The sequence below is a fragment of the Streptomyces sp. GQ60 genome, assembly GCF_059758875.1.
In genome coordinates this window covers 94,273-108,844 of record NZ_JCAXEG010000011.1, presented here as the reverse complement: position 1 = coordinate 108,844, position 14,572 = coordinate 94,273, and the positions used below count along the sequence as shown (strand labels likewise).

General features: G+C 74.6%; 12 protein-coding genes. 5 read left to right on the top strand and 7 right to left on the bottom strand.

What is annotated here, in order from left to right:
• The first annotated feature begins 99 nt into the window (after nt 1-99).
• Nucleotides 100-1,323: an NAD(P)/FAD-dependent oxidoreductase gene (locus tag AC6CKD_RS25665; protein ID WP_498330264.1), complete on the top strand. Its 1,224-nt coding sequence runs from the start codon at nt 100-102 to the stop codon at nt 1,321-1,323.
• 20 nt (nt 1,324-1,343) lie between these two features.
• Nucleotides 1,344-2,300, top strand: coding sequence for a sigma-70 family RNA polymerase sigma factor (locus tag AC6CKD_RS25660; RefSeq protein ID WP_498330262.1), 957 nt, complete (start codon nt 1,344-1,346; stop codon nt 2,298-2,300).
• A 106-nt stretch (nt 2,301-2,406) separates the two neighbouring features.
• On the opposite strand, the gene AC6CKD_RS25655 is transcribed toward AC6CKD_RS25660, so the two are convergent.
• From AC6CKD_RS25655 to AC6CKD_RS25635, 5 genes are all read right to left on the bottom strand, one after another.
• Nucleotides 2,407-3,930 carry a flotillin family protein gene (locus tag AC6CKD_RS25655; RefSeq protein ID WP_498330261.1) on the bottom strand — a complete coding sequence of 508 codons (1,524 nt, stop codon included), beginning with the start codon at nt 3,928-3,930 and terminating at the stop codon, nt 2,407-2,409.
• A 67-nt stretch (nt 3,931-3,997) separates the two neighbouring features.
• Entirely contained in the window at nt 3,998-4,507 is a 510-nt protein-coding gene (locus AC6CKD_RS25650) for an NfeD C-terminal domain-containing protein (protein WP_498330260.1), read from the bottom strand.
• Between the two features lie 122 nt (nt 4,508-4,629).
• Complete coding sequence (locus AC6CKD_RS25645; protein ID WP_498330258.1) at nt 4,630-5,682, bottom strand: PucR family transcriptional regulator; 1,053 nt, start codon at nt 5,680-5,682, stop codon at nt 4,630-4,632.
• Between the two features lie 118 nt (nt 5,683-5,800).
• Nucleotides 5,801-6,352: a DM13 domain-containing protein gene (locus AC6CKD_RS25640; RefSeq protein ID WP_498330496.1), complete on the bottom strand. Its 552-nt coding sequence runs from the start codon at nt 6,350-6,352 to the stop codon at nt 5,801-5,803.
• A gap of 255 nt (nt 6,353-6,607) precedes the next feature.
• Nucleotides 6,608-8,098 (bottom strand): vanadium-dependent haloperoxidase, encoded by a 1,491-nt coding sequence (locus AC6CKD_RS25635; RefSeq protein ID WP_498330257.1) that lies wholly within the window; start codon nt 8,096-8,098, stop codon nt 6,608-6,610.
• A 268-nt stretch (nt 8,099-8,366) separates the two neighbouring features.
• Between AC6CKD_RS25635 and AC6CKD_RS25630 the strand changes: the two genes are divergently transcribed.
• Genes AC6CKD_RS25630 through AC6CKD_RS25620 form a run of 3 tightly spaced genes read left to right on the top strand, consistent with a single transcriptional unit; the run spans nt 8,367 to nt 10,674 of the window.
• Nucleotides 8,367-8,990, top strand: coding sequence for a metal ABC transporter ATP-binding protein (locus AC6CKD_RS25630; RefSeq protein ID WP_498330256.1), 624 nt, complete (start codon nt 8,367-8,369; stop codon nt 8,988-8,990).
• Complete coding sequence (locus tag AC6CKD_RS25625; RefSeq protein ID WP_498330255.1) at nt 8,987-9,877, top strand: metal ABC transporter permease; 891 nt, start codon at nt 8,987-8,989, stop codon at nt 9,875-9,877. Before AC6CKD_RS25630 ends, AC6CKD_RS25625 begins: the two co-directional genes overlap by 4 nt.
• On the top strand, nt 9,832-10,674 hold the full coding sequence (locus tag AC6CKD_RS25620) for a substrate-binding domain-containing protein (protein ID WP_498330253.1): 843 nt from the start codon (nt 9,832-9,834) through the stop codon (nt 10,672-10,674). Before AC6CKD_RS25625 ends, AC6CKD_RS25620 begins: the two co-directional genes overlap by 46 nt.
• A 62-nt stretch (nt 10,675-10,736) precedes the next feature.
• Here AC6CKD_RS25620 and AC6CKD_RS25615 read toward each other — a convergent pair whose 3' ends face one another.
• Together AC6CKD_RS25615 and AC6CKD_RS25610 are read right to left on the bottom strand one after the other, a co-directional pair.
• Nucleotides 10,737-12,467 (bottom strand): class I adenylate-forming enzyme family protein, encoded by a 1,731-nt coding sequence (locus tag AC6CKD_RS25615; protein WP_498330251.1) that lies wholly within the window; start codon nt 12,465-12,467, stop codon nt 10,737-10,739.
• Nucleotides 12,464-14,419 carry a CoA transferase gene (locus AC6CKD_RS25610; RefSeq protein ID WP_498330249.1) on the bottom strand — a complete coding sequence of 652 codons (1,956 nt, stop codon included), beginning with the start codon at nt 14,417-14,419 and terminating at the stop codon, nt 12,464-12,466. Before AC6CKD_RS25610 ends, AC6CKD_RS25615 begins: the two co-directional genes overlap by 4 nt.
• Between the last annotated feature and the right edge of the window lie 153 nt (nt 14,420-14,572).

The window sequence follows — 14,572 nt, the reverse complement described above, 5'->3', positions numbered from 1 at the left end:
CGCCGCCATGTGACCCACGCCACACGCGGTTCCTGTCAGGAATCGGGGCGCTGTTCCGCTCAAGTCACCGAGAGCCCAGCGAACCGACAGGAGCATCACATGAAGCACCGCATCGTCGTCCTCGGTGCCGGCTATGCCGGGGCCTACGTGGCGGGGACCCTGGCCCGCCGGCTGTCCCCCGCCGACACCGAGATCACCGTGGTCAACGCCGAGCCGGACTTCGTCCAGCGGCTGCGGCTGCACCAGCTCGCGGCCGGCCAGGAGATCGAGGCTCCGCAGCTCTCCGAGGTCTTCGCGGGCACGGGCGTACGGGTGCGCGTGGCCCGGGTCACCGCCGTCGACCCCGAGCGCCAGGTCGTCGCCGTGGCCGACGGCGGCGACGGCGGCGGCGGCGGCGACGACGAACTCGGCTACGACACCCTGCTCTACGCGCTCGGCAGCCACGGTGACGACCGCGGCGTCCCGGGCGTGGCCGAGCACGCCTTCGACGTCGCCGTCCGGCCCTCGGCGGTGCGCCTGCGCGAGCGCCTTGACGGCCTGCGGGAGGGCGGGAGCGTGCTGGTCGTCGGCGACGGGCTGACCGGCATAGAGACCGCCACCGAGATCGCCGAATCCCGGCCCGGCCTGGCCGTCACCCTGGTCGCACGCGGAGAGCTGGGCGCCCCGCTCTCCGCCGGAGCCCGCGACCACCTGCGCCGGGCCTGCGACCGGCTCGGCGTCACCGTCCTGGAGCACACCGGGGTCGAAGCCGTCGAAGCGGCGCGGGTGCGGTGCGCCGACGGCAGCGCCCTGGCGTCCGACGCGACCGTGTGGACGGCCGGGTTCGCGGTCGCCCCCATCGCCGCCGCGGGCGGGCTGGAGGTCACCGAGAACGGCCGGATCGTCGTCGACCGCACCATGCGGTCGGTGTCCCACCCGAACGTCTACGCCGCCGGCGACAGCGCCCACGCCATCGACGACGACGGCCGGCCGCTGCCGATGTCCTGCGCTTCGGCCGGCTACACCGCCGCGCAGGCCACGGCCGCGATCGTGGGAATCCTGACCGGCGGGAAGGTCGCGCGCACCAAGCTGGATTACCCGGGCAACCACATCAGCCTCGGGCGGCGGGACGGGATCCTGCAACTGGTCGACGGGGAGGGGCGGGCGAAGCCGACGTACATGGGCGGCCGGAAGGCCGCACGGTTCAAGGCGGCCATCCTCAGGATGTCGCTGTGGGCCAGCTCGCACCCGACCTTCGGCCTGCCCAAGCGCAAGCACCACCTGCGCCGACCGCACCGGCCGGCCGCCGCGTCGGACGCGTCCCCCCAGACGGCGGCCGCGTAGCCACCGCTAGGGTGACCCGCGTGGACAGCGTCGCCAGCGATCGTTTCGACACCAGCCGGTTCGAGGCCTCCCGAAACCGGCTGGCCTCGCTGGCCTACCGGCTGCTGGGCTCCGCCACGGACGCCCAAGACGCGGTACAGGACGCCTTCTTGCACTGGCAGGCTGCCGACCGGCAGCGGATCCAGGTGCCGGAAGCCTGGCTGACCAAGGTCGTCACCAACCTGTGCCTCGACCGGCTCCGCTCGGCGCACGCCCGTCGCGAGCGCACCGTCGGAGCCTGGCTGCCCGAACCGCTCCTCGACGGCGACCCGATGCTCGGCCCGGCCGACACCTTCGAGCAGCGCGAGTCGGTCTCCCTGGCCGTGCTGACCGTCATGGAGCGCCTGTCACCCGTGGAGCGGGCCGTCTACATCCTGCGTGAGGCGTTCTCCTACGGCCACGCCGAGATCGCCGAGATCCTCGACATCACCGAGTCCGCGAGCCAGCAGCACCTCCACCGTGCCCGGACCCGCATCACCACCGCGCGCCGCCGCGGCGTCGGTGAAGTCGACCCGGCGTCGGCCCGCAGGATCGTCGAGGAGTTCCTGACCGCCGCCACCTCGGGCCGTACCGAACGGCTGGTGGCGCTGCTCACCGACGACGTGATCGCGATCTCCGACGGCGCCGGCCTGGCCGAGAAGCTGCTGCGGTACGAAACTCCGCGGCGCGTCGCCACCCTCATGCGGGGCGGCTTCAAGCCCACGCCCGCGAAGCGGCGGCTCGCCGGCGGCGCGCTCGCCCTCCACTACGCGCTCGTCAACGGCGCCCCCGCCATCCTCTTCGTACGCGGCGACCAGGTCATGGGCGCCGCGACGATCGACCTCGTCGACGGCAAGATCGCCACCGTGCGCAGCATCGCCGCCCCCGCCCGCCTCGTCCGCCTCGCCGAAGCCTGGCGGCAGCACGAACCGGACCCGGCGCTCATCAGCGAGTGGTGACCGGCGCCGCGGTCGCGCGACGCCGCCGACGGAGCCCGGCGCGAGCGGAGCCGGGCGCCGTCGGCGGCGTGGTGTGCGAAGGCGTACGCGAGGGGCGTACGCGGGGTCAGCCCTGGATCTCGATCTTCCCGTTGGGCGCGGCCTTCTCGGGAGCGGGCAGGGACGTCGGCGTGGTGAGCCCCTTGAGGAGCTGGGCCAGGTCGACTCCGGTGGTGGAGCTGAGCAGTTCCATGCCCTGGGCGACGTTGTCGGTGACGGTACGGGAGAGCTTGCTCGCGCCGTCGGTGGAGATGACGGTCAGCTTGTCGATGGCGGCGAGGGGTTCGGCGGCCTTGGCCACGACCTGCGGAAGCGCGTCGACCATCATCTGGATCACGGCCGCGTCGCCGTACCTCTCGAAGGCCTCCGCCTTCTTCTGCATGGCCTCCGCCTCGGCCGAACCCCTGGCCAGGATGGCCGCGGCCTCCGCGTCGCCTTCCAGGCGTACGGCTTCCGCGATCGCGGCACGGCGGGCGCGCTCGGCCTCACCGCGCTTGGCGCCCTCGATGGCCTCGGCCTCGGCCAGGGCTGAGCGGCGCTGCTTCTCGCCCTCACCCGTGAGGCGGGCCCGCTCGGCCTCACCCTGGGCGGCGGCGATCGCCGCGAGGCGCTCTGCTTCGGCCTGCTTGACGCGGGCCACCCGCTTGGCCTCCGCCTCCTGCTCGGCCTCGTAGCGGCGGGCGTCGGCGGGCTTGCGGACCTGGGTGTCGAGCTGTCGGTCGGTCAGGGCGGCCTGGCGCTCGGCGACCTTCTCCTGCTCGGCGAGGATCTGCTGCTGGCGGTCGGCCTCGGCGAGCGGGCCGGCGGCGTTGGCCTGGGCGGCGGCCGCGTCGGTCTCGGCCTTGATCTCCGCCTGGCGCAGGTACAGGGTGCGCTCGGCGACCGCGATCTCCTCCTCCGCCTTCAGACGGGCCTGCTCGGCGGCCCGGCGGGAGTTGGCCTCCGCGATGTCGGCTTCCTGCTTGGCGCGGGCGGCCTCGGGACGGCCGAGGTCTTCGAGGTAGGAGCCCTCGGTGGTGATGTCCTGGATCTGGAAGGCGTCCAGGACCAGGCCCTGCCCGGACAGGCTGGCCTCCGCCTCCTCGGCGACCTGCCCCGCGAAGGCGGCACGGTCGCGGATGATGTCCTCCACCGACATGCGCCCGACGATGGCGCGCAGGGCGCCGGACAGGACTTCCTGCGTGAAGCCGACGATGCCGTCCTGCTGCTGGAGGAAGCGCTGGGCCGCCGCCCGGATGGCGTCCTCGTTGCCGCCGACCTTGACGATCGCGACCCCTTCGAGGTTCGCCTTGATGCCGCGCAGGGTGACCGCGCCGCGGACGGCGATCGGAATGTGACGGCTCGACAGGTCGAGGGTGTAGCGCTGCTGCACGAACGGGACGACGAAGACGCCGCCGCCGACCACGACCTTCTGGCCGCTGTTGTCGGTCGATATCCGTCCCGTCTCCGGGTCGGTGGACCTCTTGCCGCGCCGGCCGGTGATGATGAACGCCTGGCTGGGCCCGGCCACCTTGTAGCGCGTGACGACGACCAGGGCGAGCAGGACGAGGAGTACGACGACTCCGACGACCGCGGTGACGACTGAACTCATGGCGGATCCCCCCTGCCTCCCCCGTGGGGGCAGATCGGTGATGGACTGACTGGACGGGCCGGGTACTTCAGTGCTCGACGGCGCGGACGCTGACGGAGGTGGGCGACGGAGTCGCGGTCACCCACACCTCCGCGCCACGGGCCAGCGGGACCTCGGCGGTCGCCGCGTACTTCACCGGCTGCCCGGCCAGGCGCAGGAGGACCTCGCCGTAGCCGGACTCCGGGATCGCGGTGACCACGGTCCCGGTGGAGCCGAGGAGGTCGTCGTGGCGCGGGGCGGCCCCGCTGCGGTCTCCGGCCAGCGTGCTGCTCAGGCGGTACGTGGCCCAGCCCGCGCCGGCCCCCGCGAGGGCGCCCGCGACGGTGGCCGGGCCCGGCCCGAACCCTGTGGTCCCGAGCACGATCGCCCCGGTGAACCCGAGCATCGAAACGAAGCCCGCGAGCACCGGAAGGGACAGCCAGCCGTCGAACAGGCCGTCGAGCGCGCCGTCGAAGATGCCTTCCAGCACGCCGTCGAGGACCAGGGCGAGGGCCAGCAGCACGATCCCCGCCATGCCGAGACCAAGAAACAAGCTCATGAGCACACCTCCCCGCCCGCGTTGCGTTTCCGCCGGACACCGGCATCGTGCCACCGGGGGTGCGCTCCGCACATTGCCTGCGGTCGGCAATCTTTACGTCCCTTTAACGCACAGGGGGCAGGTCATCCGTCGCTGCCCGGCCAGCCCAGCAGGCGGGCCCCGATCACCGCGGTCTGGAGCGTGTAGCGGTTCAGCGGGTCCCCCGGGTCGGCCCGGGTGAGGGTGTGGATGCGGTCCAGCCGGTACGTCAGCGCGCGCACGCTGAGCGAGAGGCGCCGGGCCGCCTCGGTGGACACGCAGCCGCTGTCGAAGTACGCCGTGAGCGTGTCCAGGAGCGGCTGGGCGCCACCGCGGGAGGTGCGGAGGGGGCCGAGCGTGCTCTCGACCAGATCGGCCATGGCCTGCCGGTCCCGGGTCAGCACCGGGAAGACGAGCAGGTCGGCGGCGTGCAGCACCGGGCCGTCCAGGTCCATCCGCCGTGCGAGGTCGAGTACGCCCCGGGCCTCCTCGTAGGAGTGGACGACCCCGCCGGCGCCCGGGTGCGAGCGGCCGATCCCGACCCGGCCGCCGTCGGTGGCCGCGTGCGCGCGCTTCGCGAAGTACTCCAGGACCTCGGGCTGGTCCCCGGGGGCCACGCAGATCAGTCGGCCGTCCTTCGTGGTCAGCAGGATCTGCCGGCCCGGGAACCGGGCGAGGACCGCCGACTCGATCCCGCGCGCCATGGGGTAGCCGTCCCCGTACGGCTCGGGGCCCGTGGCCACGGCAACCCCGTGCGACTGCGAGAGGCGCAGACCGAAGCGCCCGGCCCGCTCCGCCAGCCGGCCCAGGTCGCTGCCCCCGTAGAGCAGGTCGTCGATGAACTCCCGGCGGGCCGCCTCCTCCTGGCGGACGGCCTGGTGCTGGGCGCGCTCGTAGCCCTCGACGAAGGCGTCCACCGCCTGCTCCACGGCCGACAGGAGCGGGCCGGCTGCGGGGAGGGGCCGTACGAGCTGCGCCGCGGCCAGGTGATCGCGTATCAGGGCACGGAGCGGCAGCCCGGCCTCCGCCGCCCGCTCCCCTTCCGCGCGACGCGCTTCCAGCTCCGCGCGGGTCAGCCGGCGGCCCGTGGCGCAGGCGTCCGCGAGCACGTCGGCGTACCCGGCGAGATGGTTCTCCGGCGCTCGCGGTCCCGCCATGGTCTTCCCCCGATCCCGGCGCGCCCCTGACGCGTCCTTGGTACGGGGACCAGGGTGTCACGTGCCCGGGCGGCGAGGGGGAGGCCGAAGGGGGAGGCCTGGCCGCGGCCGCCGCGGGTCAGACGGGGGTGGTCAGGGCCGCCGCGCCGAAGGAAACGTCGAAGCGGTCGCACCAGATGGTGACGCTGGTGTAGTCGGACGGGTTCACGTCGGCCGGGACGGCGTAGTTCTGGTCGCCCTTGTTGCCCTTGAGCTTGCCCAGGCTGACGTACCTGCCGTCGTCGAAGACCCGCCAGCCGGCCGTGCCCTCCTTCACCGGGGCGTCCGTCAGCCAGACCCGCAGGTCCGGGCCGTTGCTGGTGTCGAGGTTCTCCAGGCGCAGGGTGTGGGAGCCGTCCGGAAGCCGGATGAGCTGCGCGGTGCCGGTGGTGGTGTGCTCGTGGCTGATCAGCGCGCCCTGGGCGAGGGTCCGCGGGGCGGCCGGGGTGTCCGGCGCCGCCGGGGCCGTCGAGGCCGTCGGGGCCGTTGGGGCCGCGGACGAACGGGCGGCGGAGGGGGCCGCCGCCGGGAGGGACTCGTTGACCGTCGCGTCCTGCCAGATCTTCCACGGCTGGAACCAGTACAGGCCCAGCCCCAGCAGAAGGGCCGCCGGGAGGGCGAGGAAGGGCAGGAGCCGGCGTACTCCCCGGCGCCTGGCCGGGTCCTGCGCGGGGTCCTGCGCCGGGTCCTGCGGCTGGTCCGGTGTCGGGTTCTGCGTCACTCGTCTTGCCCTTCCTCGGGTCCGGCCGTCCGGCCGTCATGGGCATTCAACGCGCGGGCGCGGGCCGGGGCCAGGCCCGGCCGGATGACGAAAGGCTTACGTCATCCGGCCGGGGAGGCCGTGCCGGTCAGGTCCGACGCTTCGGGTCGGGCCCGTCGGGTCGGTTCAGAGGGTGCGGAGCTTGGTGGTGAAGACCTGGTTCGCGATCTTCTCGCCCAGGACGAGGCCGTCCGTGGCGTCCCACGGGTAGTGGACGCCGAGCCAGACGCGGCTGTCGGCGTCCTCCTTGCCGGCCGCGCTGAAGCTGGTGAAGCGGCGGGTCTTGACCGGGGACTGCGGTTCGTCGGTGGTGAGGTCGAAGGAGATGTCGTCGCTGCCGAAGTAGCGCTTCATGACCCCGGCCCAGGCGCCGCCGAAGGAGGCGTGGCCGGAGACGTACGCGGGGAAGCAGGGGCTGACGTTGACGCCCGTCGGGCTCTTCAGCAGGGGCTTCCACTGCGGGTCGAGGCCGCCCTCGCGGATCGCCGAGACGGGCCGCCACAGGTCGACGGGGGTGGCGAACTTGGCGTCGCGGACGGCGATTCCGGTGTCGGCCATGGCGATGGAGACGAGGGCGAAGAGGCGGGCGTTGGCGTAGACCCCGAGGCCTCGGGCCTTCGCGACCTCGCGGGTGGCCTGGAGCATGTGGCCGGGCGGCTTGTAGGTGCCGTTGTTGTCGTTGGCCCAGAACCAGGCCGCGGCGAGCTGGTCCGGGGTCCGGTTGACCACCGGCGTGGCCGCCGTCGGCCGGTCGGCGCCCGCCGTGCGGACCGCTTCGACCTGCCGCTCGTACTCGTCGCTCGCCACCAGGGCCTCGTACGAGCCGTACTGGGCCAGGGTGGTGGGGCGGAACTGGGAGCCGGAGGTCAGCGAGAACGGCTTGACCTGGCCGTCGAACGGGCTGACCGCGTCGCTGTCCTCGTCGCAGGAGGCGTCGGGCATGTCCGGGTAGCTCGTCGGCCGCCAGGCGCCCGGCTTGTCGTCCCCCACGTAGACCTGGGGGTTGTCGGAGCCGTCGCCGGTGCGGGCGTCCGTCATCTGCTTGACCATCGTGCCGACCACGGAGAGGTCGAGGAAGTCGCCGGCGGTGGGCTCGGTGCCGAACCGCTCGCGGAAGCGCGCGTCGAGGTACTGGGTCTGGTCCGCGAAGCGGCTCTGCTTGTTGCCGTAGAGGCCGAGGAGGATGTTGTAGGCCGTACGGCCGATGACGCGCTCCTCCTCGTCCGGGCCCTCCGCCCAGCCGACGTAGCTCACCGCCTTGATGTACGGCTCCGAGGTGATCTTGCCCTTCCACTTCAGCTGGTACGAGGACTCCGCGTCGTAGATCGCGGCGTTCATCATCGCCGCGGCCCGGGCCATCGGGACGGGCCCGCCGCCGACTCTGCGGAAGACGTTCTGCAGCACGTCGTTCCAGTAGTGCACGGGGTCGGATATCGACTGCGCCGGCAGCGCGGCGTGGGCGGGCTGCGGGGCGCCGGCCAGGACGGTTCCGGTCGCGGCCAGGACGACGGCGGTCGCCAGGGCGCGGTGCCACAGCGCGGTCCGGCGCGTGGCGCGGCGCAGGGTGGGGCGCAGGGGGCGCAGGGTACGGCGAGGGGTGCGGACGTTCTCGGACATGGCTCGACTCCCCATTGATCACAGGCTTGTTGATCACCACGGGAGGTGGCGGCGCGATCATGGCCCGCGGCGGGCCGGGAGGCTTGTAGAAAAGGGAAAGGCCGCGCGGAATGGCCGGTCCCGCCCGACTGGACGGCGCGAACCCGCCCGTGTGCCACCCCCCGTGCCCGCCCTGAGACGACAGATCGCGGATCGCCGGAACCGCGGGCCCCCCTCGGCCGACCAACTCCACGCAGGGACGGGGCCGGTGACAGCGGAAGGGCGTGGAATGGGCGGGCTGGACGTGCGGATGGAGGGGGTGGGCTGCCGGCACGGGCGGGTCGAGGCCGTGGCCGGCGTCGACCTGGAGATCGCCGCCGGCGAGCGCGTCGCGCTGACCGGCACCAACGGATCGGGCAAGACGACCCTGCTGCGCGCTGTGCTCGGCCTGCACCCGCGGGTCAGCGGGAAGATCCTGGTCGGCGGCCGTGCGGGCGACCCGGCCTGGCGGCGGCGGGCGTGCGCGTGGATCCCGCAGAAGCCCGCCGCCGGACGCTTCCCGCTGCTCGGCGGCGAACTCCTCGCCAGCGGCGGGGACCCCCGCGCCGCCGCCGAGGCCGCCGGCCGGCTGGGGGTGGGGCCGCTCGTCGGGCGGCCGCTGCACACCCTGTCCGGCGGGCAGTTGCAGCGGATGTACCTGGCCCGGGCGATCGGCTGCGTGGCCGCGGGGGCCGGCGTACTGCTCGCCGACGAGCCGACCGCCGCGCTGGACTTCGCCGGGCAGGACGAGGCCGCCGACGTCCTGGCCGCGCTGCCCGTGACGCTCGTCGTCGTCACGCACGACCGGGCGCTCGCGGAACGCTGCGACCGGGTCCTGGAGATGGCCGCCGGCCGGCTGCGGGAGGTCCGGTGAGCGCCACCCTCACGGCCGCCTCCCTCGCGAGCGCCGACCTCGGCACCCTGCTGCAACTGGCCCCCGTACAGAGGGCGGGCTTCGCCCTGCTCCTCGCCGCCGTCGGGCTGCCCGTGATCGGGGTGGTCATCGTCGGGCTGGACATCATGCCGGTGCGCTTCGCGATGATGCACGTCGCGCTGCTGGGCATCGCCGTGGGGCTGCTCACCGGGCTGGACCCCATGCTGTGCGCGCTGGTGGCCTGCGCTCTGGCCGGGGCCGGGGTCGCACCGCTGGCCCGGACCCCGGACGGGCTGTCCGGGGCGATGGGGCTGCTGATGAGCCTGGCGATCGCCGCCGCGCTGCTGCTCCTCGCGGTCTCGGGGGTGAACGCCTCGGGCGCGTTCGCGCTGCTGTGGGGCTCGATCCTGTCCGTCGGCGGCGCCGATCTCGTGGTGCTCGGCGTGCTGGCCGTCCTCGTGCCCGGCCTGTTCTGGTGGCGGCGGCGCGAGGTGGCGCTGCTGCTGTACGACCGCGAGCTCGCGCAGTGTTCGGGCGTGCCGGTACGGGCGCTGACCACCGTGCTGCTCGTGCTCGTCGCGGTCGCGGTCGCCGGGGCCATCAAGCTCACCGGCGCCCTGCTCGTCGACGCCCTGACCCTGCTGCCCGCCCTGGCCGCGCGCCGGCTGGGCACCTCGCTGAAATCGATCACCGGGTGGGCGGTGGCCATCGGCGTCTTCGTGAACCTGACCGGCTTCCTCATCGCCCTCCGGCTGGACTGGCCCCCCGGGCCCGTCCTCGTCCTGACCGCGGGGGCGCTCGTCCTCGCGGTGCACCTCGTACCCGAACGGAGAATCAGCTCATGGCGTCGCGAACCCGCGTCCGCAGCACTTCCCCCCTCGCACTGAGCACGGCACTGGGCCTGGCACTGGCCCTGGTGACCGGCTGCGGTGACGGCGACACCGGCGACGGCGGTCGTGGGGGTGACTCCGCCGAGGCGGGCGCGCCCTCCCGGCCGGCCGTCGTCGTGACCACCACCTGGGAGGGCGCCTTCGCCAAGGCCGCCGGCGCGCAGGACGTCAAGGTGATCGTGCCGCAGTCCGTGCACCACGCGCCGGACTACGATCCCAAGCCCTCCGACCTCGCCGCCGTCGCCGGGGCGGACTTCGTGCTGTACGCGCCGTTCGAGCCGTACGCCGCGAAGATCAAGGAGGCCGCCGGCTCGAAGGCGGAGCTGGTGGAGGTGAACCTCGACAACGACGCCGACAAGGTCAAGGCCGAAGTCACCCGGCTGGGCGCGCTGTTCGGCACGCAGGCCGCCGCCGCGAAGTGGACGGCCGACTTCGACGCCGAATACGGGCGGGTCGCCAAGGACGTCCAGGCCGCCTGGCCCGGCGGAAAGAGCCCGTCGGTCGTGAGCCAGGTGTTCACCGCCTGGTCCGCGAAGCTGGCGGGCGCCACCACGGTGGGCACCTACGGCCCCGAGGCGGTGACCCCGGCGCAGCTGGCCGAGCTGTCGGCGAAGAAGCCGGCGCTGGTGCTGGACAACGCCCACATGTCGACCGGGACCGTCCTGCCCGACTCCGGCGCGCTGCAGGCGGCGATCGTCAACTACCCGGGCAACGACCTGGACTTGCTGACGGTCTACCGCAACGCGGGGGCCGAGCTGAAGAAGGCCATGGGCAAGGCTCCGGCCGGGCGGTAGGGCGGAGCAGCAGCACGCCGCGGTGCGGGCGGGGCGGTCCTCCGGGGCCGCCCCGCCGCCGTCTACGCGCCCACCGCGGCGGGCTCGTCGACGGTCGCGGCGGCGGTGTCCGGGCCGGACGCCCCGTTCGCCAGCCGGGCGCGCAGCGCCGCACGGTCGGGCTTGCCGGCCGGGGTGAGCGGGAGCTCCGCCATCAGCAGCAGGCGCTCGGGGTGCTTGCGGAGGTCGAGCCCCCGGAGCACGAGGTGTCCGGACAGGGAGTCGAGCGTGGGGGGCTGCGCGCCCCGGGGGACGACGCAGGCGGCGAGCCGCTCGCCCATGACCTCGTCCGGGACTCCGACGCAGACGACGTCGCGGAGGAGGGGGTGGGAGGAGAGCTCCCGTTCCACCTCGGCGGGGCTGATGTTGGAGCCGCCGCGGATGACGATGTCCTTGAGGCGGCCGACGACGTGCAGGACCCCGTCCTCGTCGATGAAGCCGAGGTCGCCGGTACGGACCCAGCCCTCGGGCGTGCGGTACCGGGCGTCCAGGTCCGGGGAGGCGACGTAGCACATGGGGGTCATGGGGCCGCACGCGATGATCTCCCCGATCGCCCCGTCGGGGAGCCGCTCGTGCGTCTCGGTGTCGGTGATGCGGATGTCGGCGACCCGGGGGTCGGGGCGGCCGGCGGCGATGCCCAAGCCCTCGGACTCCGGGACCGCCGCGCCGAGTCCGGTGTGGCAGTTGACGCCGTCGGCCGAGCCGTAGAGGTTGACCACCGGGCAGCCGAAGGCGCGGCTCGCGCTCTCGGCCGTGGTCTCGTCGAGGGGGGCGCCGCCGAGGATCAGGGCGACGGGGGCGGGCAGGGGCTGGGTGTCGCCGGCCCCGGATGCCTCCGCCTCCAGGCGGTCGAGCATCATGCGGATCATCGTGGGCACCCCGAGGACGTGGGTGGGCCGGTGCTCGCGCACCGCCGCGAGGGCCGCCTCCGGCGTGAAGTGGTCGAGGACGATCAGGGTTCCGCCGTGCCGGGCGAGGGTGACCGCGGTGCCGCTGGAGCCGAAGGCGGACGCGAGCGGCACGAGGAACAGGCAGCGCGGCGGCGTCCCGTCGGGCATCAGCGACGCGAGGAAGTTGCCGCGGCCGCCGGCGAGGGCGTTGTGGGAGTACGCGATCATCTTCGGCTCCGCCTCCGATCCCGAGGACACCAGGATGCGGGCGGCGCTGTCGGGGTGGGGCCTGGCGGGTACGAAGGCGGCCGGGTCGGAGCGCAGCAGCTCCGCGAGCCGAATCGTTCCTTCAGGATGGGACGGGCTGGAGCCCGTGCCCGCCGGTCCTGTGACGGCGATGACATGGCGCAGCGCGGGCAGTTCGGGGGCCAGGTCCCGCAGTTCGGCGGCGTGCCGCCGGCCCCGGTGCTCCACGGCGGCGATCACCGCCACGGCCTCGGCGCGGCGCAGCAGACAGAGCGCCTCCTGGCCGCCCCGGCCCACGGGGAAGGGCAGGGCCACCGCTCCGAGGGCGGCCAGGGCCAGGTCCGCGATCACCGCGTTGCGGCCGTTGGGGAGCTGGACGCCGACCACGTCGCCGGGCCGTACGCCGAGCTCCGCGAGGCCGGTGGCCAGACATCGCACCTTGCGGTCGAGCGCGGTGTAGCAGAGCGTGCCCTTGGCGTCGATGACCGCGGTGTGGTGCAGATCGGCGATCTGGCGGGCCCGGAAGAGGCTGTAGAGGTCGAGGTCGGGGCAGGTTCCGTCGACCGCCCACGAGCGGCGCAGGCCCACGGGCAGCAGATCGTGCAGTGCGACGGTCATACGAAGCTCCAGGGGTCGGGAACGGCGGGGGCACCGTGCGCGTCGCGGCTGATCGAGCCGGCGAAGCGCGGGTCGTGGTGCAGGTCGGCGAGGTCGGTGGTGACGGCGGTCGCGGCGAGGCCGCGCGCGCGCAGAGCCCGTAGGGCGTCGTCGGTGGACAGCTCCGCGAGGCCGTGGGCGCGGGCCGCCGCGGCGCAGGCGCCGGCGTCCGCGTCGGCCGGGGCGATCCAGCCGTCGGCGGTGCGCAGGGGCGTACGGAAGCCCGCCGGCCGGCGGCCGGGCTCCCCGCGCCGGGCACGGAGCAGGGCCGGGGCGGTGAGCAGGTCGGCGGCGCCGAGCAGCGAGGAGTCGACGCGGACCCCCCGCCCGGTGCGCTCGCGCAGCAGCAGCCCCGCGAGGACGGCCTCGGCGCCGAGCAGCCCGCCCAGCACGTCGAGCAGGGTCATCAGGGAGGGCGCGGGCACCTCGCCCTCGGGACGGGCGGCTTCGCCGACGCCGGTGCGGGCCTGGACCATGAAGTCCGTGCCCATCGGCGGGTCGGCGATCCGGCCCGTGCCCCAGCCGCCGGTGTACGCGTACACGAGCGCCGGGTTCGCCCGTGCGAGGTCGGCGGAGTCCAGGCCCAGCTCGGCCGCCTTCCCCGGGGCCCAGTTGTGCAGGAACACGTCGGCTCCGGCCGCCAGCTCGGCCAGCCGCAGCCGGTCGGCGGGCGACTTGATGTCGATCTCCACGGCACGCTTGCCCCGGTTCAGGGCCAGCCAGCGGGCGGAGACACCCGAGCAGGCGGGCGGCATGCCGCGCAGCGGGTCGCCGCCCGGCGGCTCGATCCGGACCACCTCGGCGCCGAGCAGGCCGAGCAGATGGGCGGCGAGGGGGGCCTGGACGCGGCGGCCGGCCTCCAGGACGGTCAGGCCGGCCAGGGGGGCGGGGGGCCCTTGCGCGGTGTGCGGGGTGGCGGGCGGTGCCGCTTTCGGTCGGGCACGATCGTAGGGGGCGCGGCTGCCCGGGCCGTACGGGGCGAGGTCGGCCGGGCCGTACGGAGCCAGGGTCCAGGGGGCGGCTCCGTCGTGTTCGGCGGCCCGCTCGGCGAGGGTCCACAGCCGGCAGACCTCGGCCCCCGAGGCCGCCGCCGCGTCGCGGATCCGCTGCCAGCCGTGGGCCCGGGTGGTGGCGTGCAACGCCTCGGGGAAGGGGGCGCACGCGGTGGCGTACCGGAACTGGAAGGGCCGCCACCCGGCCCGTACCGCGTCGGAAGGGGCCTCCAGAGCCCGCCAGAACCCGGCCCAGGCACCCGGATCCAGGGTCTCCAGCTCGAAGAGCGTGCCGTCGGCCGCGGTGAAGGGCGGCCCGCCGGGCGCCAGTTCGGCGGCTTCGCCCTCATCGGCGCCGCTCGCGGCGAGGTACTGGGACACGGCCAGCAGCCCGGCCCGGTCCACGTAGGTGTGCGGCTGCGCGGCGGCGCCCTCGCATCCCCTGGCCCGGGCCAGCAGGGCGGCGAGCAGCCCCTGCGTGGTGAGGACGGCCGTCGCGGCGGTGGCGTAGTCGACGGCGAGCCCCCGCGGCAGGCCGTGGCGGCGGCCGTGCACGGCCATGATGCCGGTCGCGGCTTGGGCGGTGGCCTCGTCGGTGACGGCGGGGGCCGACGACCACGCGATGGTGGCGGTCGCCCGGGCGGGCAGGCCGGACCCGGATGCGTGACGGAGGTCGGGGCCGGGGTCGAGGGCAGAGCCGAGCTCAGAGCCGGGGCCGAAGGTGGCGTCCGCCAAGGTGACGCGGGCCGCGCCGGTGTCGGTCCCCGCGGCCGGCGCCGCGGCCGGGCCGGTGTGCGTGGGAACGGCTCCCAGCAGGGTCAGGTGCGCGGCCACCGGGCCGGTGAGCGCGGTCGGTCCCGAGGTGGTGAAACGCAGCCCGTCGAGCGGCCGAGCGGTCTGGGTGACGGCGGGTGACGCCATGCCTCTCCTCTTCTCCCGGCCCCGGCGGACGGCCGGCACCGCAGGTGATCCCGTACGTGGGGAACCAAGGGGCGGGCCCGCCCGACCAGTTCCACGGGGAGGCAGTCGGACTGCCGTTCCCACGGGTTCCCGGCGGGCTGGAGGAAAGTGTGG

Coding starts and splice junctions, on each gene's coding strand:
- AC6CKD_RS25665 (WP_498330264.1), top strand. CDS start 100: ATGAAGCACCGCATCGTCGTCCTCGGTGCCGGCTATGCCGGGGCCTAC.
- AC6CKD_RS25655 (WP_498330261.1), bottom strand. CDS start 3,930: ATGAGTTCAGTCGTCACCGCGGTCGTCGGAGTCGTCGTACTCCTCGTC.
- AC6CKD_RS25650 (WP_498330260.1), bottom strand. CDS start 4,507: ATGAGCTTGTTTCTTGGTCTCGGCATGGCGGGGATCGTGCTGCTGGCC.
- AC6CKD_RS25645 (WP_498330258.1), bottom strand. CDS start 5,682: ATGGCGGGACCGCGAGCGCCGGAGAACCATCTCGCCGGGTACGCCGAC.
- AC6CKD_RS25635 (WP_498330257.1), bottom strand. CDS start 8,098: ATGTCCGAGAACGTCCGCACCCCTCGCCGTACCCTGCGCCCCCTGCGC.
- AC6CKD_RS25630 (WP_498330256.1), top strand. CDS start 8,367: ATGGGCGGGCTGGACGTGCGGATGGAGGGGGTGGGCTGCCGGCACGGG.
- AC6CKD_RS25620 (WP_498330253.1), top strand. CDS start 9,832: ATGGCGTCGCGAACCCGCGTCCGCAGCACTTCCCCCCTCGCACTGAGC.
- AC6CKD_RS25615 (WP_498330251.1), bottom strand. CDS start 12,467: ATGACCGTCGCACTGCACGATCTGCTGCCCGTGGGCCTGCGCCGCTCG.
- AC6CKD_RS25610 (WP_498330249.1), bottom strand. CDS start 14,419: ATGGCGTCACCCGCCGTCACCCAGACCGCTCGGCCGCTCGACGGGCTG.